Source organism: Streptomyces sp. NRRL WC-3742 (assembly GCF_000720635.1).
Classification (GTDB): Bacteria; Actinomycetota; Actinomycetes; order Streptomycetales; family Streptomycetaceae; genus Kitasatospora.
Window position 1 is genome coordinate 1 of sequence record NZ_JOCF01000092.1, and the last position, 20,268, is coordinate 20,268.

Genomic DNA, 20,268 nt, shown 5'->3' on the forward strand with positions numbered 1-20,268 from the left:
TGAACGAAGTTCGGGCGCTTGGACACCAGGCCCGTCGTGACGGCCTCGAACCGGGCACCCGCCGGGCCCTCGGGGAGGGCGGGCAGCTCACGCGGACCGGCCTCGACCGCCGGACGCAGCGCGGCAGCGACCGGAGCGACCGGAACCGCCGGGACGACCGGCGCAGCGGCGGGGGTGGCCTGCTCGGCGACGGCGGCCTGGTCCTCGACCTCGGTAGGCGCCTCGACGGCCGGGGCCTGCTGCTCGAGTACGGGAGCCGGGCGGGTCAGCGCCGGGGCGACCGCGACGGCGGGCTCGGCGGCCGGCTCGGCCTTCGGCGCCTCGACGGGTGCGGGCGCGGCCTGGTCGTCGGTCTTGGCGGCCCGGACGGCAGCCGGGGTCGGGTCCAGCAGCGGGGCGATCCGCACGACGTCACCGACCGACAGGCCGGATGCCTTCGCGATGGCCGGCGCCTGGGCGCCCTCGTACCCCGCGAGCCCGGCCACCCTGCGCGCACGCTGGGCGGTGAGCTTGTCCAGCTCCTTCTGCGCGGCCGCGACCTGCTTCTCGGCGGCCGTGATCTCGATACGCAGCTCGCGCAGACCGGCGAGCTCGGCGGTGTACGACTTCCGGTCCATCAGAGCGTCACTCCCCCTCGGTGGCGGTGGCGGGCTGGTCGGCGGTGGTCGGGCGGGTGGGGACGTAGGCGATCGGACCGCCGGAGACGGACGGCAGGCGGGTGCCGAGCAGCTGGCCCGCCAGGCGGGCGTCCTCGGGGTCGGCCGGGGCGGCGGCGTTCGCGGGGGCGGTGAGGTCCCTCAGGTAGCCGGCGAGGCGCGCCTTCGGGAAACGGAACCGGCCCGCGGTGCCGGCGGTGCCATCCGACTCCCACTCGGCCAGGCCGGTCAGCACCGCGACGACGAACCCGGCCACCGTCACCGGCAGCACTCCGCCAGCCGCAACCCGGGCCGGGTCGCACCGCCACCAGCCGGACAACGCGGCCAGCAACTGCGCCTCGTTCAATGCGGCGCCGAAGCCGATCCAGTCGCGGTCCGGCTCCTCGACCCGGGTCGGGGCGTCCGAGCGCAGCACCGCCACCTCGGCCATGCCGAGCACAGTCAGTTCGGCGACGGGCCGGGCCTGCAACTGCTGGAGCGCCGCCAGCGGGAACACCTGCCGGCCCTGCTCGCGCACACCGGGGACCACGCCGGTGGCCATCAGCTTCTTCACCGTCGGGATCGAACACCCCAGTACCGTCCCGGCCTGACCGGTCGTCACGAACACACCCACAACCTCCACGCCTATTCATCTAACTTGAAACGCTAGGGAGACCCTACGCCTACCTAGCGGCACCGTCCACGCCTTTTTAGTAAGTCGCATAAGCATGACGGTAGGGCTGACTGCCGGGACTCACCCTCAAGCGATCGGGTCGGCGAAATCCCGGTGCCGGGGAATCCAGTGGTCTGCCAAGCTCCTTCACACTGACCAGGCGCGGACGAACGGCACACCTGATGAAGATTCACTCGATAGCGGCCCAGGACTTCCTCTCCTTCGCTTCCCTCGGCCTCTCCCTGAAGCCCGGAACGACGGTCGTGACCGGGCCCAACGGCGCCGGGAAGTCGAACCTCAGCGCTGCTATCGCGCTCCCCCTCCTCGTCCTCGAACGGGGACTCGGCGGCCCCGGCGACGACTCCGACCCGTTGGAGGTCTACGGCCAGGCGGGCCGGCTCGGCTCCGATGCCTACACCGTCAGCCTCGACATCGAACTGGACCGGCCCCAGGAGCAGGAGCTGGTGCGGCTGTTCATGGAGGCCGCAGTGGTCGCCAACGCCGCCAACATCCGCGACGAAGGGGGCTCTGCGGCGGCGGCGTCAAGCAAGGCCGTGTTCGCCCTGTTCACCGAGCTCGGCGTCGCGGCGGACTCCGTTCAATCGCTATTCCGAGGCACTCTGCAGGTCGCGTACGCAGCACGTCACCGGTCCCGCTGGTGGGCGGCCTGGAACTTCAACCACGGCGAGCAGCAGATGCAGCTCATTCTCTGCGGCCCTCGTGCCGGCCAGCTTGTTCAAGGGCAGCTTCCGCCCTGGTTTGAAGGCGCGGTGGCCTCATTTCGGACCGCCTCGCCGCTGCTGAGAAACGTGCGGCTGCCCATCGGTAAGCAGACATCCGAGGAAACAGTGCTTCGCTCCTTCCTACGGACGGACAAGTCACCGCACTCTGGAAAGGCCGAGCCGACGGCGATCGACTTCGGGCGCATCCTGAACAACCTCGACGCCGCAAGAGCCCTGGTCGTCGATGTACCGCCCCTCACGAACGACACCGGCACCGAACCGTACGCCCTGGCGGCGCTCGCCGACGCCCTGGGCCGCGAGCACGGCAGAAACACCCGATACGACTTCCGCTTCGTCCTCGCCAAGGTGCTGCGCCAGGGCATGGTCTTCACCGACAACCGCCGGCTCCCCCTCGCGCGGCACTTCCCGCTTGCCGAAGTGGGCAGCCCCGTCGACCTGCGCGACGGCAGCGCGGTGGCCGCCGAGCTGCACCGGCTCAAGAACGGCAGTATCGAGGAACAGCAGCGCTTCGCACAGGTCCGGAAGGTCTTCCACGACATCACGCGACTCGACCTGCACCTGCGCAGCGTTCCCTCACCCAACGCGGGGCTCACGATCGACATCCTCGTCGGCCCGGCCGAAGGCAACCAGGTCGCCCAGTTCGCTGGCGCGGGCGTCCAGGAAGCCCTCCTACTCGCCACCCTGCTGGCAGGCGAGCCGGGACGCGTCGTCGTACTCGACGAACCGGCCGTCAACCTGCACCCCACGGTGCAGCGACGCCTGTCCCGCCACCTCGTCGACGTGCAGGGGATCGTCATCACGCACAGCCCCGACCTGATCCCCTGCTCCGACATCGCGGACCTGGACCGCGTCGTACGCCTCACCCAGCGAACCGACGGAACCCACGTCAGCTCCCTGACAGACAAGCACCGGGAGCAGCTCGGCGCATGGATGCAGCGCCTGCTCCTCGCCGACGTGCGGGCCCTGCTGTTCGCCTCGGCCGTCATCCTGTGCGAAGGGGCCACCGAACTCGGCGCCCTGAGCCAGTGGTGGAACCAGGACCCGGCTGGCCTTGGCGACCCGGGAAGCGCGAACATCGCCATGGTCGACGTGGGCGGCGAGGCCAGCTTCGGCGGATACATCAACTACCTGGAAGCCTTCGGGATCCCTTGGGCGGTCGTCGCCGACGGCCCGGCCTTCGCCCCCACAGCCAAACTCGGCAAGCAGCTCATGAAGCTCGGCCTAGCCCCATCTGATCGTCCGGCCCTGGAGAACGGGTTCACCACCTGGCGGGACTACTGGAACCGCGCTGGCATCTTCACCTTGGCCGACACCTTCGGCAACGACGGAACGAAGGCCGGTGAGATTGAGGCATACCTTGAGCGGCTGGACAAGCTGTTGCTGGAGAAGGTCCAGGCCGAGCACCGCTCCAGCAAGCCCCGCATCGGCGCCGCGTTCGCAGCCGCCCACCCCGAAATGCCAGCCGAGGTCCTGAACCTGTACAGGCAGATCCACACTCACCTCAACACCCGTACAAACCGATCACCCGGTCGGTGATGACTGCCCGCCTCAATGCCGTGAAACCGGTCCGCCGCCCGCTCGGGGGTTCGGACGCGGACCGGTCTCCTTCCAGTCTGGGCGGGCGGGCGCCGCACTGCTGCCGGGGTTAGTCCCGGTGGTGTCAGGGGGTGTCGCCGGACCAGTCCCAGCGGGAGGGATCCGCGGGGCGGGGTTCGTAGTGGGCGCGGCCGCCTGCGCCGTACCGGCCGATCTCAGTGATCAGCGCGGCGCCGTCGGCCAGCTGCTCCGGCGCCCAGCCGGTGACGTCCAGGAGCAGTCCGTCGAGCGGGCCTGCGACCAACTCGCGGTACTCGTGCCCGGGACGTGGGCCGGGGTCGGGGTCGTCGTGGTCGGCTCCGTAGACCCGGCCTCGTAGCAGCGCCTCGTCGTCCATACCGGCCAGCATCCCAGCCGGGGCCGACAGCGTGGCCGCGAAAGCGGACATCAGGGGAGTGGCTTTAGACGCGAGTTGTGGTTCTGGCTCAACTTCCGTGGAGGGCTAACTGAGTGTGATGTCAGCGGTGTGTGGTGGGATGGCCGGACTCTGCTGCCGTGACCTTCTGGGGGCCCACCTTGATACCCGTGTACTCGTCTCTGGCCCAAGCCCTGGCCGAGGCCCTGGTGGACGTCCTGTGGTTCGTCGAGGGCAGTGAAGACGAGCAGGTGGATCCGGACGAGGCCGTCAAGGTCTTGGAGGGTGTGGCCCATGTGGTCAGCAAGCTGTCGAGCGGCCAGCGGAGCGAATTGATCGATCTGCTGGGGACTATGGCCGAAGCGGACTCCGACCCCGCCCGGCGGGTGTTCCTGGAAGGGTTTCCAGATGGCTTCGGGCTCCTTGATGACGCGGTCTGACCTGTCCTTCACGAGTAGAGCAAGACACGCTTGCGCAGGAGCGCGAAGCCGGCCCGGCCGAACATCTGGCGCTTGCGCATCTTGATCCGGTTGACGTGTCCTTCGACGACGCCGGAGTTCCAGGGGAGGGTGAGTCCTGCGATGACGGCGGCGCGGTCGCGGTCGATGCCGGCGGCGAGGGTGTGGAGGCTGGGAAGGTCGTCTTGGCGAACCGCGTCGAGCCATTCCGGGAGTCGCTGGCCCTGGCGCTCGGTGAGCATTTCGGCGAAGGAGCGGACGTGCCGGGTCAGGGCGTCGAGCTCGGGGCAGTGGGCCAGGACGGTCTTGAGCTGGAGTTGCTCGGCCTCCGACAGCGCTGTGGGCCGCCGGAGAATCCAGCCAGCGACGGTGCGAGGCGACGGCGGTTGCGCGGTCACCGGCCGGGGCGAGGTCCGCTTCCGCCGCAGGTAGGCGCCGACGCGCTGGTAGCTGCCCTGGTAGCCGAGAGGGACGATCTCCTCCCAGAGCTTCCAGGCGTTGGTGCAGCCCTCGTTCCAGCGGTCGTCGAGGTAGGGCTTGTACTCGTCCAGGACGGACGGGCGGTCCTGCCACTGGCCCCGGAAAAGCTCCTCCGGGTTCGCGGCGTCGGCCAGGGCCTTGACCGTGCGCCAGGTCATGCCGAGCTGCCGCTGGACGGCGCGCTTGCTATGCCCCGCGGACAGCAGCGCGTGCACCTCGGCGTGCCGGGCCCGGGTGCGGTCGGCGAACCGGAAGCCCGTCGGCCAAGGCTGGTCCACGTTCTCCGCTTGGCCCGTGGGCTCGACGGTAACGGCTCGACTGGGCACCGGAGTTGCGGCACGCAGGCACTGCCGGTGGCGGGCGACGGCACGCTCGGCCGCTTCGCTGAGGTTGTGCCACAGGTGCCAGCGATCCGCGACCTGGACCGCCTGCGGTGCACCGGCGGTGGCGCCCTCGGCGAAGAACGGCGCGCGGTCGCGGCAGACGACCTCGACGCCCGGCCGCTCGGCCAGCCAGGCCGCCAGGCTCGACGACTCCCGGTCGGGCAGCAGGTCGACCGGCCGGCGGGTCTCGGCATCGACCAGCACCGTCCCGTACGCGCGGCCCTTGCGCGTCGCGTACTCGTCGACGCCCACCACCCGCGGGACCCGCGGCTGCGGATCGGGAAGCTCCTCCACCAACCGCAACACCGTGCTCCGGCTCACCAACACCCCGAACACCCCGGCCAGCCGAGCACCGGCCCGCCCCGCCAGCGCCAGACCGACCGAAGCGAGCGTCGCCCGCAACTGCTCGGTCCACCGGCCGTGGCGCCGCGTCAGCCCCTCGATCTGCTCGACGAAGGTCCGCCGTCCGCACAACGGGTCGCCGCACACGAAGCGCCGCACCCGCAGGCTCAGCCGGACCCGCCTTCCCCCGACCGGTCCGTCGACAGGAAACCGCAGGTAGGAGCTGTGCACCCGGGTCGACCATCCCCCGCACCCTGGGCAGCTGTGCCCCGCCGCCGAAGACTTGACCCTCACGTTCACCGACTCGACGTCCACGTCGACCGACAGCACCGCGACACCCGCGACCGACGGAAACAGCAGCCCCTCCAGCCGGGGCACCAGATCATCCACCACGGCCTGGCCGCTGACGAATTCCGGGCAACTTCTCGACGCCGACCGCACCGCCGCATCGTCACTCACTGTGCGCACACCACGGAAGTTGAGCCAGAACCACTTCACGTGAACGAAGCCAACCCTGGGTAGTTCCGCTGCCCCGCCAGGACGGAAACGGCCGAACCGGCTGCCCATCCTCGAACTTCACCCCAGCCGCATCAGACCAGAGCCACCCGATGCCCGCACCCGTCACCATCGACATACGCGACCTCAAAACCCCGGATCGACGCTGGCGCACCGCCGGCAACACCTCGCAGAACAGCCGTCATACCACCACAGTGATCAAGCGCGACTCCGCCTGCCCGCCACTTTCGATAACTTCACCGAGACGAGTGGCGCAATTGCTGTCCTCGCAATTGATCTTCCGATGCCACAGATCAGCACCGGCGTGCGATGACGAGGAACTCCCCATCTCCCGTTCCGACGGGCTCGCGGTTCCATCCCCCGTAGATAGCCTCCACGGCGAAGCCCGCTCCCCGCAGCGAAGACCGGATCAGCTCCTCGGACCGGAAACGGAGGGTCGCAGTGCTCACGAGGCGTTCGCCGTCCGGGAATGTGTAGTGATGGGTGAAGCTGACAGCGCCGCCCTGGACCGCGGTCACTTCAGTCCACGCCGAAACGGTACGACCGTCGGGCAACACGATCCGACGTCGGGAGTCGACCGGGTTCCACCGCTCCCACCTGCGCGCCTGGGGATCACGACTGTCGAAGACCAGCCGGCCGCCAGACACAAGAGAGCGCCTGAGGTCGGAAAGGGTTCCCGCCCACTCCTCGTCCCCCACGAAGAACTGTGCGACGTGGCTGGTCATGACCGCCATATCGAACGATCCAGCAGGAAGGATCGACGAAGTGCCCTCGATCCAGGTCACCCGCTCGGCGTTCGACTTGGCACGAGCCGCCTCCAACGACGCCCGCGCCGGATCGACCCCCGTCACGGCATGGCCAACAGCGACCATGCCAAGCGCGAGCCGACCCGTCCCGCAGCCCAGATCCAACACCCGGGAACTGGGGGCCTCATTGACGACGGAGAGGAAGAAATCGTCCTCGCGCGACCACGGGCACTCAGCGTCGTACACCAAGACCAGGCGAGGATCGCAGAACTCAGCGTGTCGCATCCGCGGAGCGTAGCGAAGACGGACGCAGTGGGCCATCCGTTACTGCACCGGTGAGTCATGGTCCGCAGCCCACCCGCCGCCTACGGCAGCACGGCCGCCACCTTCGCCAACTTCACCGAGACGAACAAGGCCGAACTCGCCACGTTCGCCGAGACTCCGCCACTTTCACCGAGACAGGACACCGCCCGGCGTCTCGGCGACCGGCGAGCAGGCCCGGGGTTCGTTCAGGGGTGAACGGACCATCGGCGTCCTGCGTCACCGACGGTTCGTTCAGGGTGAACGAACCGCTGTGGGGTCGAGGGGACGAAGGTACGTTCACCTCCCGACGGGTACCGCCGCTGGCGCCGCAGGGCCGGACCGTCCGCAGGCCCCGACGCCAACCCGAGGAGGGCATCGACCCTGGCCGCGGCCTCCGGCCTGCTTCACCGGCGGCCGGGCCAGGTTGCCCGGCCGCCGAATGATCGTCGACCAGAAGGGCGCCCGAGGGCCTCCAGGCGGGCTGAGACGGCCGGGTCCGACGTGAGCCCCGGAGCTGTAGGTCAGGCTTCGGGAGTCCGGATGCCTTCGAATTCAGCCAGAGCGATCGCCGCAGAGACCTGTGAGGCGCGGTCGGAGCGTTCCTTGGCCAGGTCGATGAACCGGGCGACGGCCACGAACTCGTCCTCGTTGAGCTGGTCCCAGACCTCCCCTGCGGCCTCGCGAACCGCCTCGGCCCGCAGGAACGCCTTCCTTGCTTCGGCGAACTCCGGTGCCACGACGTCGATGTACCCGGCGTCGGCCAGGCGCCGGAGTCCGGCGCGGGTCTCGTCCTCGGGCATGTCGAGCTCCCGGATGAACCAGTCCACGTCGCCCAGGTCGCCGCACACGTCGGACAACCAGAGGCACCGCACGTACAGGCCCAGGTCGGCGAGCGACAGTCGACGGTCGGTGATGGGGTCGTGCGACACGGACAAGGCGTAGCCGGGTCGGCCGGTCTTCGCGTTGATGTGGGTGATCGGGGCAACCGATTCCATGGCGGAGTCCAATCTCGGGAGTGGGCAGGTCAGTGCGCGACGTCGGGGTGGAAGCCCGCCGCCGCGAAGGCGCGGGCCGCTTCCGCGAGTTCGGCTGGGTCGATCGGATCGGCCTCCATCTCGGTACGGCAGTCGTGGCACAGGCCGTCAGCCGGCCCCGCGCCGTACGCGGTGAACCCGCAGCCATCCGTGACGCACCACCACTTCGCCTTCGGCGCCGCCGGATGTTGCTGCGGGACGCCTGCACCGCTGCCGGTACGCCGGTCAGCCTTGCGCATCTCGCAGGCCCTGCACGGCAGCCCGAGCCGATGATCACCCCGTCCTCACAGGACAGGTCCGGGCAATCCGGGGAGGGCTTGACGAGCTCGACCGCCAGGCCGACGCCGGTCTTGGCCGTCTCCAGCGGGTCCAAGCCGGAAAGCTTCGCCAGGTAGCCGCGGGTGACCCAGCGCCGCCGGATGCGCTCGGCGAGCTGTTCCGGGGTGCGGTGCTTGAGCTGCTCGCGGATGAGGTTGCCGAGCGGGTTGGCCGGGATGCGGGTGGGCAGTGGCCTGGTCCCGCAAGGCCACCTCACCTCGCAGCTCGGCGTCAAGCAGACGCCGCCAGGCGAGGAGAGTCTGGTGACCCACATGGTCGACCGCGACCGCGTCGCCAGTAACCTCCTCGACCAGGTCGTGGCGATCGAGCCCGACCACTTCGAAGGACGCCTCAGCCTGCTGCCTTCCAGCTTCGACGCCTTCCTGCTCGACTCCCAGCTCGGATCAATCCGCGGCCCCCGTGAGGCCAGCCTCCAACGTGCCCTCGCCCCACTCGAGGAACATTTCGACGTCATCGTGATCGACGCTCCCCCGAACTTGGGCCTCGCGATGGACGCCGGCCTCTACTACGGCCACCGCCGCAAGAACGAACCGGTAGGCGCCTCCGGAGTCCTCATCCCTGTGGAAGCCGAGGACTCCTCCGCCGACGCCTACGCCATGCTCGACAGCCAGATCCGCACCGTCAGTCTCGACTACGAGGTCGACATCGACCGACTCGGCCTCGTCGTCAACAAGTTCGACAAGCGCAAGGGCTACGTCGCCACCCACTCCCTCAACGAGTGGCAGTCCCTCGGCACCCCGCCCGTCGTCTCCGTCGTTCCCGACCTCAAGGAGCAACGGGAAGCAGTCCACGTCAAGCAGCCGCTGCTCATGTACGCGCCCACATCCACCCAGGCGCAGCGCATGCGTGAGATCCGACGGAGGCTCGCATGAGCATCGCCAAGAAGCTGAAGGGCGGCGGAGGCTCGTTCGGGGCCATCGCCCAGGGGGCCGTGCGTGAGGATGAAGTAGTGGCGCGCAGTGAGGCCCTGGACGCCACGGGACGGGTTCGACGTGCCTCGTCCGCTCCGGTGTCCTCGATCGTCTTCAACCCGCTCAACCCGCGCAAGAGCCTTGACGACGAGTCGATCGACGAACTCGCGGGGAGCCTGAGCAGGCAGCAGATCGTCCCCATCACCGTGGTCAGCCGGGCGGCGTTCCTTGACGCGCACTCCGAGCAGGCGGAAGCGATCGGCGATGCCGACTTCGTCGCTCTCGATGGGAACCGGCGGCTGCTGGCAGCGCAGAGGAGAGGTCTCCAGACACTCCGCGTGGACCTGAACGACGACCTGGTCTCCAGCGCCGCCGACATGGTCGAAGCCGCCTTGATCGCCAACGCTCACCGTGAGGACGTCTCGCCGTTCGAGGAAGCCCAGGCGATCCAGCAACTCCTCGAGACGATGTACGACGGAAACCAGGCCGCAGTGGCCCGGAAGCTCGGCAAGTCCCGCGCATGGGTAGGCCAGCGACTGGCCCTGCTGCATCTGGCCCCTGAGCTTCAGGAGCAGGCAGGGGCTGGTGAACTGGCCATCGAGGACGCACGCAGGATTGGCGCGGAGGCGCGGGCCGGGAAACTCACCGCAGAGGCTCAGGTCGAACGTGCCGAGGCCGCGAAGAAGGCGGCCGCCGACAAGCAGGCGGTGAGGGTGGCGGGGAAAACCGGGCGAGCTCGCCCGGCGGCACGTGAGGCGGATACTGCTCCAGCACAGGCCGCCCCTGCCGTCGATCCTGCGCTCGACGTAAACGCCGTTTACACGCCGACGCACGTTGAGCCGGCAGTCGGCAACGAGCAAGGACGCCCCACGGATGTAAACGCCGTTTACGCCGCTGCTGTGCCAGACCAGCGAGACGCCGGCACAGACGGGACGCCGGTGGTCACGGTCCGCCTGCTGCCGTCTGACCCCCACGCGACCGCACGGCTGCTCCTCGACGCGCTGGATCACCGACAGGCGGTCCAGGTCGCATCCGAGTTGCTTGAGCTCCTGCGGCGTGAGGCTGAGCCCCAGGCTCGATGAACGCCAAGGCACCTGGTCTGTGCGGCACCGTTCTGGGTCCGCCACCACGAGCAGCCGCCCGCCGCCGTCCTCGGCCTCGATGCGCTACCCGGCGCTGCGTACGGAGCCGTGGGGCTGAAACCGGGTTCTCCTACCCGACCGCCGCCGTCACCGCTGCCCCCAGTCCCACGGGGCCGGCCGGGCGCCGCGCAGGCACGCCACTTGGTGGACCGCCAGGTCGTGGGTCCGGGAGTCGAGGCGGGCACGGCGCACGGTGTCCATCACGACGGTGAGCACGACGAGGTCCCGCACGACCTGGTAGCCCGACCACGCGCCGATGCGGTCGCAGGGCATCGCGGCGTCGGTCCGGCCGTGCGCGGTGTAGGTGCGGTGGTATGCCTGCAAGTCGTCGCGGCGGCCGCGCAGCAGCTCGTTGCTCCAGCGCGCGGCGACCAGGTCCCACTCCCGGTGGCCGCGCCACAGCGGTCTGCGCAGCGCCAGCTGCGGGTGCGTCCCGCCGTCGTGGCAGCGAGCAAGTCGTCGGGCGCCGAGGATGACGGTGGGCGGGGTCGGCCAGTCGATGCCTGCCCACTCCGCGCGCAGCCAGGCGGTGCACTCGAACAGGAACCGGCGGGCGGACCCGCTCAGCGGGGCGTCGTCCAGGCCGTCCAGCAGGCCGGCGAACGGGTCGTGCTCCTCCAGCCACAGTGCGGACCCGGGATGGATCCGGTGCACCGCGGCGGTCACCCGGGCGCTCAGCGACTCGTCCCGGCGCCGTTCCCCAGGGTCGTGCCAGAAGGTGACGGCCCGGCCGGCAGCCGTGCGCACGCCGCCGTAGTACGGGGCGACGACGGCCACCCGGTGCTGTTCCAGCAGCTCCGCGCCCCGCACCAGCGCCCATGCCTCGTCCTGACCCGTGTGTACCAGGGCGATCGCGCGCGAAGCGGGCAGCGACCAGACGTCGTGAGGGTGGTCGCTGACCAGCTCGGCGTGCCGGGCGTCGTCGCCGGTGGCCGCGCATGCCTGGGCCAGGGCCACGTAGGACGCTGTGACGTCCTGTCTGCGGGTGCGGCCGGTGGTCTCGAGCAGCGCGCTGGTGCTCGGTCCGATGCTCATGGAGCAGTCCTCGGGTGCAGAGTCGAAGGACACGGTGTCCTGCGGGCTCGCGCCCCGGCGCCGGACGTCCGGCCGGGCCGTTCCAGGGCGATCGGGCCGTTGTGCTCGGAGACCGTCCGGCCCGCCCCCCTCGGCGCCCTCCGGAAGCAGGCGATGACCGCCCCGCGGGTGGTGGTGATCGATAGGTGGGGTTCGTCCAGCCGTCGGCGGATCCTCACCTCGTTGCCGACGAGACCTGCCGGGAGTAGGTAGAAGTTGCCCTCGAACGGCACGAGTCCGCGGGGGTCGACCCTGCGCTGGACGCAGATGCGCGCCGGGAATGGTTTCGAGGGCAGGGGCAGCAGGGCTCGGGTGTGGCAGCCCGACTGCCGGTTCCGGCTGCCCGAGCGCTCGGTCAGGCGGTCGAGGCTGTCCTGGGCCGCTTGAACGTCGGGTTCGCCGGCTGCGGTGTCCCACCAGTGGAGGACGACGGAGCGGCGGGCGCGGACGACGGGGTTGGGCGCTCCCGTCCTGGGGCGGATCGCGATGGAGGCGCCGTAGTGGATCGCGATCTCGTGGAAGACGGCGGTCACCTTGCCGGCCGTCGAGCAGACCGGCGCAGTCCGGTCGAATAACCAGCGCTCGCCGGTGCCGCCGAGGCGGCGCAGCACCTGGTCCAGGGCTTCCACGCAGTGCGGGAGGTCGCTGGTGCCGGCCAGGGCGGCCCGCCAGTGGCCGGATCGCGTGAGCGAGCCCATGAGCAGGTACATCTCTTGCCCGTAGTCCCATTCGACCGGTGGGGCCGGGAGCTGTACCCAGTCGAACTGCACGTCTTCCAGGGGGCCTCGGCCGGGGCTGGCCCTCCTGCGGTGGCGCGGTCCGCGACGCGGCCACATCAGATGCCTGCGCAGGGCGCGGGTGAAGGTCGAGTAGGCGCGGTTGTAGCCCAGCTCGACGATCTCGCTGTGGAGCATTCTCGCCTGCAGGTGCGGATCGTCGTCGAGGCGCTGCTGGCAGTACGGGACGAACTGCAGGAACTCGTCACGGGTCTCCGCCCGGACCCCTATGGTCCGCTCCCCGTTGAGGTAGGCCCTGACCGTCTTGCGGTCACGGCCCATGCACCGGGCGATCGCCGAGATGGACCAGCCCTGGTGGCGCATGGCGCAAATCTCTCGGTATTCCTCTGCACTCAGCATCCAGACCCCCAGCTATCGGAATTTCGCCGTCGCAAAGCGCCTTGAATTAGCGGCGGCCGCCAAGCATAGTCGAAAAAATACAGCATGCGACCGAACCGCTCAAGGAGCGGAAACGTTTCTTTCCGGATATTCCGTGGGCAATTTCAGGGAGCGGGTTTACCGCTGTCCCGACCGGGAATTCCACCCCGGCTCCGCAATATCATCTCGTACACTTCTTGGGGAATTCTGCCGAGCGGCGCGGGAATTGCATATTGAAGGACGCTCGAATCGCGCGCGCCGTGAGGACCGGTGCCGAACCGTTTGTGCGGCGGGCACGGCCGGCGGGGTCCGGGACGGCGCACAGCCTCACAGCGGCAGTCGGCAGGAAACCGTCTTGGTTCCGTCGAGGTGGAAACGGTACCCCCATGAGCCGGCGATGCTCTCCACCAGGAGCAGCCCGCGCCCGCCTTCTTGGGAGGCGGTTGCCCGGTGCGCCCGGGGAGCAATCGCGGAGCGGTCCCGGACCCCGATCGACAGCCACCGCTGGTCGAGCGCGATGGTCACCCTGATCCGGTGCTCGCTATCGGTGTACCGGATTGCGTTCGTCAGGAGCTCAGAGGCCAGGAGTTCGGCGTCGTCGGTGAGGTGTGCTACATCCCAGTGGCTGAGAATGGCGTTCACAGCATGGCGCACGGGTCCCACGCAGTGGGCCTCCGGCAGGACGAACATGGTGACGCGCCGTCCCTGCGTGTCGTGCGGGTCCGAGCGTGGCGAGTCTGCGGAGGTCATGGCGGTCCCCTGACTCCCTCCCCCGGCAAGGCCGGGATCCCGTGCTTCGCGGTCCGGCAGTGGCTTGGCGCTGGCGGCCCGGAGTGAGCTCATGGGTTCTTCCTCGGCGGTTCGGTGGCGGCGGTCGGCGGCCGGGCCGACCGCGGCGAGCGGGGAGCGATGAGGTCCGCCGCCCGGGGCGTGGTCTGGCCGGGGGGATCCGGTGGAGCGTCGGCGGTCAGGCTGATGCCGATGTGCTGCGCGAGGCCGTCGGCGAGAGCTGCCAGTGTGGGGTGGCCCGCGACGAAGTCGCCGGCGAGCCTGACGCCGAGGGATGCCTCCAAGCGGGTGCGCAGTTCGATGCGGAGCAGGGAGTCGAACCCGAGCGCGTTCAGCGGGGTCTGCGGGTCCAGGGTGCTGGCCCCCAGCCGGAGCACGGTGCGGATGTGTCCGGCCAGGTAGTCCTCGAGGACCGTGCGGCGGGCGAGGCCGGGTTCCGCGGTCCGCAGCTCGCCCCGGATGTCGCGCGCCGCATCCTGCCCGGACGCCTGTACGGGGGTGCCGGGCGCCTCGGGCGTGAGGAGGGCGAACAGCGAGGACGCCCGCCCGGCCGGGGGGATCCAGGTGTCCGGCGGGCCCGGAATCACGCCGGTGCGTACACGGCCGTGGGTCAGGAGCGCCGCCAGGGCCTCGAGTCCTTCTGCGGTGGGAATGGTCTGGTAGCCGCGGGCCGCAAAGCCGGTGGCGACCCCGGTTTCGCCCCAGGGCCCCCAGTTCACGGCCAACGCGGGCAGGTTCAGGGCGGTGCGCCAGGTGGCGAACGCGTCGAGCCACGCGTTGGCGGCCGAGTAGGCGCCCTGGCCCGGGTTGCCGAACAGGGAGGCCATGGAGGAGTACAGGACGAACCAGTCGAGCGGCAATCCGGTGGTGGCCTCGTGGAGGCGCCAGGCGCCGGTGACCTTGGGATGCCAGACGCGTTCGAGCTGGTCGTCGGTGATGTTGGACACTGCGGCGTCGTCGAGGACCATCGCGGCGTGGATCACGCCGCGCAGTGTCCCGCCGCCCGCGGTGGCCTCGGCCACCAGCTGCTCGGCGATGCCGGGCTGCGCGATGTCTCCGAGCACGACGCTGACGTGGGTCCCCTGTTCGCGCAGTCCGGCAAGGACCCGTTCGGTCTCGGCCGAGGGGGACGTGCGTCCGTTGAGGACGAGGTGGGCGGCGCCTCGGCCCGCCAGCCAGAGGGCCGTGGCGAGGCCGACGCCGCGCAGGCCGCCGGTTACGACGTAGGCGCCGTCCGCCCGTACCGGCGAGGGCGGGTCGCGCAGTACGGCGGTGGCGTGGCCTTCGTCGGGCACCGTCAGGACCAGTTTGCCGATGTGCCCGGCGCCGGCCATGAGGCGGAAGGCGTCGGATGCCTGCGCGAGCGGATAGGTCCGGCACGGCAGCGGGGCGAGGGTGCCCTGGCGGAGTTCGGCCAGGACCTCGCCCAGCAGCTCGGCGAAGGTGTCCGGGCGGGTGTCCTGGAGCTCGACGAGGTCGACCGCGCTCATGGTGATGTTGTGCCGTAGCGGTGCGAGACCCAGCGGGGTGTCGGCGAGGATGTCGCGCACACCCAGCTCGACGAACCTGCCGAAGGGGCGCAGTGTTTCCAGTCCGGCCCTGATGGCGGGCCCGGGGAGGGAGTTGAGGACCACGTCGACACCCTCTCCGGCTGTGGCGTCGCGGGTCTGCTCAGCGAAGTCCAGCGAGCGGGAGTCCATGACGTGCCGGATACCCATCGCGCGCAGGTACTGGCGCTTGTCCTCGCTGCCGGCGGTGGCGAGCACGTCGGCGCCCAGGCGCCGCGCGACCGCGATCGCGGCCAGTCCGGTCCCGCCTGTGGCGCTGTGGATCAGGACGCGCTCGCCGCCGGCGAGCCTGGCGAGGCGGCGCAGTGCGTACCAGGCGGTGAGGTAGGCGACGGGCACCCCGGCGGCCGTCTCCGCGGACAGGCCCGCCGGGGCGGGGGCGACAGCGGCGGCGGGCAGGGTGGCGAAGGTCGTGAAGAGTCCGCCTCGTACGTCGGCGGCGAGGACGCTGTCGCCGACGCACACGTGTCTGACGCCCGGTCCGACTGCGGTGACCACGCCGGTGGCTTCGAAGCCGATGCGGTAGCCCGCCTCGTCGTCGGTCGCCAGCATGCCCATGGCGGTGAGCACGTCGCGGAAGTTCACGCCCGCGGCGTGGAGGCGCAGTTCGACCTCACGGGGGCCGGGGGCACGCCGTGGTGAGGTGGTCAGGCGCAGGGCGTCTAGGTCGCCGAGCCGCCCCGCGTGGAGCTGGAAGCGGTCGGCGCCGTAGCGCACGGTGCGGGTGACGGCAGTGGCGCGTTCGGTCTCCGACAGGGGGGTGTAGGACAGCCGGGCGATGTGCCGGGTGTCACCGCGCAGGGCGATCTCGTCCTCAGGGGGGTCGGCGAGGAGTTCGGCCGCGAGCCGGTGCAGGCCGGTGTCGGCGCGGTCGGCGTCGATGAGGGTCGCCCGCAGCTCCGGGTGTTCGTGCGTCAGAACGCGCACGAGTCCGCGCAGGGCGCTCTGGGCGGGGTCGGCGGGCTGCCCCGGCTCCGGAGCGTGGGCGGACCGGGTGACGGCGAACAGGCGTGCGGGCGTGCCGCGCGCGATCGCGCTCTGTGCGGCGGCGAGCAGGCGGCGGGTGCGGCGCAGTGCGATCGCGGCCGCGTCGTCCTCGGGCGCGGCCGGCGCGGACAGGAGGACCACGGCGCACGGTGCGGGTGCGGAGTCCCAGTGCCGGGCGATGCTCTGCTTGAGCGGCTGGAGGGCGGCGCTGTCGACGGGGACGTCGAGGACGTCGGTGCGGGCTCCGGCGAGCTTGAGGGCGTCCGCCAGTGCCCGGGCGGATCCGTCCGCCTCTCCGATGACGAGCCAGGGGCCCGGGGCGGGCGGTTCGAGGCCCTCCCGGCGCGGCACCGGCTGCCAGCGGGTCTCGATGAACCACCGGTCGACGGTTTCGTCGGCCCCCGCGCCGCGGCGTACGAAGCGCAGCGCGTCGATCTCGACGAGGGGGTTTCCCGCCTCGTCCAGCAGTCGCACGTCCCCGACGATGCTGTCCGCGGCGGTGCGGGTGAGCCGGGCGTGTGCGTAGCAGGCGTCCTCGGGGGCTGCAAGGATCCGCACGGCGCGCATCCCGACGGGCAGTACCAGGCCGTGGCCCGGTTCGTCGATCAGGCCGGCGACGACGAGCTGGGCGCACAGGTCCAGGAGGACCGGGTGGATACGCAGACCGTGGCGGGCGGTGCGTGCCGGGTCCGGCAGCGTCACGCGGGCCCAGAAGCTGTCGCCTTGGGCGCAGGCGCGCAGCTCGGTGATGCCGCTGAAGGCGGGTCCGTGCTCCAGGCCCCGTGCGCGCAGGCTCGCGTAGAGGGCGTGTGGATCCAGGACGACGGGGTGGTCGGCGGCCAGTGCGGCCGCGGGGAGTACCGGTATCCGGAGGGAGGCGTCGATGCGGCGCAGGACCGCGGTGGCCTGCCGTACCCAGGTCCCGTCCTTGTCGCGGCCGAACACTTCGCAGTCGGCGCGGTCGGCGCCGGTCAGGGTGACGGTCGTGCCGACGGGCGTGCGGGCGTCGAGGTGCAGCAGCTCGCGGAAGCAGATGTCGGTCACTTCGACATCGTGCGTGGCGCTGCGGAACACCTCGCCGGCCGCGGTCAGGGCCAGGGCGCAGTAGGCGGCGCCGGGCAGGACCGGCCGGCCGTGGATGCGGTGGTCGGCCATCCAGGGCAGGACGTCGGTGCCGGTGTCGGCGTGCCAGGTGTGGCGGGGCTGGTCGCCGGGCACCTCTGTGTGTGCTCCCGGCAGGGCGGCGGGGGTGCTCTCGGTGTGCGGGGAGGCCGCTGCGGGCGGGGTGGTGTCGGTCCAGTGGGGTCGGCGGTCGAAGGTCAGCGCGGGTACGTCGGCCAGGCGGCCGCCTGCGTAGAGGCGGGACCAGTCGACGCCGACTCCCGCGCAGTGCAGGGCGGCGAGCTGGGTGCGGAAGGTGGTGGGGTCGTCTTCCCCCTTGCGCAGTGTCGGCAGGATCACGGGCTCGTGGAGCAGGCCGGTCAGGCTCTGGGCGAGGGGACGGGTGACGACGGCGTGCGGCGAGATCTCGAGGTACACCTGGTGGCGGTCGGCGGCGGCCGCGGCCACGGCGGCGCCGAAGCGTACGGGTCGGCGTAGGTTGGCGCACCAGTAGGCGGCGTCGAAGACCGGGGTGTCGCGGGGGTCGTCCAGGACGGTGGTGTAGAAGGGGACGGTCGGCCGGCTGGGGGTGAGCTCGGTGAGCTCGGCGGCGAGGTCCGCGAGCAGCGGGTCGACCTGAGGGCAGTGCGAGGCGACGTCGACGTCGATCAGACGTGCCACGAGTCCGCGGGCCTGCCAGGCGGTGGTCAGGTGCCGGACGGCGGCCGCGGTGCCGGCGACGACGGTCGAGTCGGGGGCGGCGACGACGGCCACCGACACCGTGCCGTCGCCGATGGCGGCGAGGTCGTTCTCGACGGTCGCGCTGTCGAGGCCGACGCTCGCCATGGCGCCGGCTCCGGCGATGCGGGTGAGGAGGGCGGACCGCCGGCAGATGACGCGGACGCCGTCGGCCAGGGTGAGCGCTCCGGCGGTGACGGCGGCCGCGACCTCGCCCATGGAATGGCCGATGACGGCAGCCGGTTCGACCCCGTGGTCGCGCCAGGCGGCGGCCAGGGCGATCTGCAGGGCGAACAGTGCGGGCTGCACGCGGCCGCAGCCGCTGACGTGTTCGCGGTCGCGGACGGCCCGTAGGACGGAGAACCCGGTCTCGGCGCCGATCAGCGCATCGGCTTCGGCCAGGGTTTCGGCGAAGGCCGGCTCGTGCTGGAGCAGGCCGTGCCCCATGCCCTGCCACTGCGAGCCCTGGCCGGAGAACACCCAGACGGGACGGCGGGTGACGCCCGCGCCCACGTGGCCGAGTACGACGCCGGGGTGGGCCCGGCCGGCTTCGAAGGAGTGCAGGGCGTGCGCCAGGTCGCGGTGGGAGTCGGCCACCACGCCGAGCCGGCCGCGCCCGGGGGAGCGGCGCAGGGCGAGGGTGTGGGCGATGTCGCGCAAGGGAGTGGCGGCTCCCTCGGCCTCCAGCCAGTGGGCCAGGCGCGAGGCGGCGGCGGGCAGTGCGTCCGGGGAGCCGGCGGCGAGGAGGAAGACGTGGGGTGGGGCGGCCTGCGATCGCGCCGGCGGGGCGCCGGCGGGGACGGCGGCCGCGTGTGCGGCGGTGCCGGCGGTCGGAGTGCCGGGGAGGACGACGGCGCGGCGGCGGACCGGGGCCTGTTCTAGGACCACGTGGGCGTTGGTCCCGGAGAAGCCGAAGGAGGACACCGCGGCCAGTCGCGATGCCGTCCGGGTGGGCCAGGCGGACAGGCCGGTGGGGACGAACAGGCGGGTGCCCTCGGCGCTGATGGCCGGGTTCCACCGGGTGAAGTGCAGGTTGGGCGGGACTAGCCCGCGCCGGAGGCAGAGCACCGCCTTGATCAGGCCAATGACGCCGGCCGCCGGTTCCAGGTGGCCCACGTTCGTCTTCACCGAACCCAGCGCGCAGCGCCCCTGTCCGGTGCCGTAGACCGCGGCCAGGCTGGAGAACTCGACGGGGTCGCCGACGGGTGTGCCGGTGCCGTGCGTCTCCACCAGGCCCACGTCGCGCGGGTCGGTTCCGGCTCGGGCGAGGGCCTGGCGGTAGAGGGCCTGCTGGGCCTCGGCGGAGGGCGAGGCCAGGACGTCGGAACGGCCGTCCTGGTTGACGGCCGAGCCGCGGACCAGGGCCAGGACGCGGTCGTCGTCCCGTAGCGCGTCCTCGAGGCGCTTGAGGACGACGACGCCGCAGCCTTCGCCGCGGACGAAGCCGTCCGCGGCCGCGTCGAAGGTCCGGCACCGGCCGGTGGGCGAGAGCATCCCCATACGGGCGAAGGACATCGTCGTCCTGGCGCCGAGTATGAGGGTGACGCCGCCGGCCAGCGCGAGATCGCACTCGCCGTCGCGCAGGGCCTGGCAGGCCAGGTGGACCGCCACGAGCGAGGACGAGCACGCGGTGTCCAGCGCCACGCAGGGGCCCTGCAGGCCCAGCAGGTAGGAGATGCGCCCCGGGGCGACGCAGTGCCCGTTAGTCAGGACCGCGCCCTCGAGTTCCCGGGGCTGGCCGGCGAGGGACTCCATGTAGTCGGTGTAGCTCAGGCCCGAGAACAGTCCCGTGGAGGTCCCTGCCAGCTGCTCCGGGGGGAGTCCGGCATGTTCGAGTGCCTCCCACGTCACTTCCAGGAGCAGCCGGTGCTGGGGGTCCAGGACGTCGGCCTCCTTGCCTGAGACCCCGAAGAAGTCGGCGTCGAAGCCGGCGACGTCGCCGAGGTATCCGCCCCACGGCGGCATCGGCCCGGCGGCGTGGGCCGGGGCCGCAGCCACGTGCCCCGCGCGGCCGATCGGCGGTTGGCCGACCGCGTCCCGGCCGGCTTCGAGCAGCCGCCACAGCGCGGCGGGCGAGTCGATGTCGCGGGGAAGCCGGCATCCCATGCCGACGACAGCGATGTGCGCGTCAGCGGCTCTCAGGTTCTCTGTGTGGCCCATCACATGCTCTCCTACGCGCTTGCGCAGACGGGGTGGGGAGT

Annotated in this window: 15 protein-coding genes and 1 pseudogene; 5 read left to right on the forward strand and 11 right to left on the reverse strand. The window is 71.2% G+C overall.

From position 1 onward, the window contains the following. Window positions 1–617 (reverse strand): annotated as a pseudogene (locus IH61_RS43505) (Mucin-19); the annotation flags it as partial. Window positions 618–624: 7 nt separating this feature from the next. Further along, window positions 625–1,209, reverse strand: a complete 585-nt coding sequence (locus tag IH61_RS0135550; RefSeq protein ID WP_158845633.1) for a DNA-binding protein — start codon at window positions 1,207–1,209, stop codon at window positions 625–627. A gap of 281 nt (window positions 1,210–1,490) precedes the next feature. Here IH61_RS0135550 and IH61_RS0135555 point away from each other — a divergent pair, with 281 nt between their 5' ends. Beyond that, window positions 1,491–3,587: an AAA family ATPase gene (locus IH61_RS0135555; protein ID WP_031077678.1), complete on the forward strand. Its 2,097-nt coding sequence runs from the start codon at window positions 1,491–1,493 to the stop codon at window positions 3,585–3,587. Window positions 3,588–3,711: 124 nt separating this feature from the next. Here IH61_RS0135555 and IH61_RS0135560 read toward each other — a convergent pair whose 3' ends face one another. Next, the gene (locus tag IH61_RS0135560) at window positions 3,712–3,984 is read right to left on the reverse strand and encodes a hypothetical protein (RefSeq protein ID WP_031077680.1); all 273 of its coding nucleotides are present in this window, start codon (window positions 3,982–3,984) and stop codon (window positions 3,712–3,714) included. Window positions 3,985–4,172: 188 nt separating this feature from the next. Between IH61_RS0135560 and IH61_RS0135565 the strand changes: the two genes are divergently transcribed. Beyond that, a complete protein-coding gene (locus IH61_RS0135565; RefSeq protein ID WP_324607640.1) occupies window positions 4,173–4,442 on the forward strand; it encodes a hypothetical protein in 270 nt (89 codons plus the stop codon). A gap of 8 nt (window positions 4,443–4,450) precedes the next feature. Here the strand turns inward: IH61_RS0135565 and IH61_RS0135570 are convergent, their stop codons facing one another. Both IH61_RS0135570 and IH61_RS0135575 read right to left on the reverse strand, forming a co-directional pair. Continuing rightward, entirely contained in the window at window positions 4,451–6,058 is a 1,608-nt protein-coding gene (locus IH61_RS0135570; protein ID WP_420714051.1) for an ISL3 family transposase, read from the reverse strand. Between the two features lie 416 nt (window positions 6,059–6,474). Then, window positions 6,475–7,212, reverse strand: a complete 738-nt coding sequence (locus IH61_RS0135575) for a class I SAM-dependent methyltransferase (RefSeq protein ID WP_031077686.1) — start codon at window positions 7,210–7,212, stop codon at window positions 6,475–6,477. Between the two features lie 57 nt (window positions 7,213–7,269). On the opposite strand from IH61_RS0135575, the gene IH61_RS47450 reads away from it, so the two are divergent. Further along, entirely contained in the window at window positions 7,270–7,446 is a 177-nt protein-coding gene (locus IH61_RS47450) for a hypothetical protein (RefSeq protein ID WP_158845636.1), read from the forward strand. Window positions 7,447–7,751: 305 nt separating this feature from the next. On the opposite strand, the gene IH61_RS0135580 is transcribed toward IH61_RS47450, so the two are convergent. Further along, window positions 7,752–8,225, reverse strand: coding sequence for a hypothetical protein (locus tag IH61_RS0135580; protein ID WP_031077688.1), 474 nt, complete (start codon window positions 8,223–8,225; stop codon window positions 7,752–7,754). A 29-nt stretch (window positions 8,226–8,254) separates the two neighbouring features. Continuing rightward, entirely contained in the window at window positions 8,255–8,503 is a 249-nt protein-coding gene (locus IH61_RS47455) for a hypothetical protein (protein ID WP_158845640.1), read from the reverse strand. A gap of 255 nt (window positions 8,504–8,758) precedes the next feature. On the opposite strand from IH61_RS47455, the gene IH61_RS0135590 reads away from it, so the two are divergent. Both IH61_RS0135590 and IH61_RS41980 read left to right on the forward strand, forming a co-directional pair. Continuing rightward, the gene (locus tag IH61_RS0135590; RefSeq protein WP_051838593.1) at window positions 8,759–9,475 is read left to right on the forward strand and encodes a ParA family protein; all 717 of its coding nucleotides are present in this window, start codon (window positions 8,759–8,761) and stop codon (window positions 9,473–9,475) included. Next, the gene (locus IH61_RS41980; RefSeq protein ID WP_051838594.1) at window positions 9,472–10,596 is read left to right on the forward strand and encodes a ParB/RepB/Spo0J family partition protein; all 1,125 of its coding nucleotides are present in this window, start codon (window positions 9,472–9,474) and stop codon (window positions 10,594–10,596) included. Before IH61_RS0135590 ends, IH61_RS41980 begins: the two co-directional genes overlap by 4 nt. A gap of 147 nt (window positions 10,597–10,743) precedes the next feature. Here IH61_RS41980 and IH61_RS0135600 read toward each other — a convergent pair whose 3' ends face one another. The 4 genes from IH61_RS0135600 to IH61_RS0135615 form a co-directional block, all read right to left on the reverse strand. Beyond that, on the reverse strand, window positions 10,744–11,691 hold the full coding sequence (locus tag IH61_RS0135600) for a hypothetical protein (protein ID WP_031077693.1): 948 nt from the start codon (window positions 11,689–11,691) through the stop codon (window positions 10,744–10,746). After that, window positions 11,688–12,830: a Mu transposase domain-containing protein gene (locus IH61_RS0135605; protein ID WP_051838595.1), complete on the reverse strand. Its 1,143-nt coding sequence runs from the start codon at window positions 12,828–12,830 to the stop codon at window positions 11,688–11,690. The genes IH61_RS0135600 and IH61_RS0135605 overlap by 4 nt, the downstream gene beginning before the upstream one ends. A gap of 381 nt (window positions 12,831–13,211) precedes the next feature. Then, window positions 13,212–13,634 carry an ATP-binding protein gene (locus tag IH61_RS43510; protein WP_158845643.1) on the reverse strand — a complete coding sequence of 141 codons (423 nt, stop codon included), beginning with the start codon at window positions 13,632–13,634 and terminating at the stop codon, window positions 13,212–13,214. Window positions 13,635–13,723: 89 nt separating this feature from the next. Then, entirely contained in the window at window positions 13,724–20,227 is a 6,504-nt protein-coding gene (locus tag IH61_RS0135615) for a type I polyketide synthase (RefSeq protein WP_063763335.1), read from the reverse strand. Window positions 20,228–20,268: the final 41 nt, after the last annotated feature.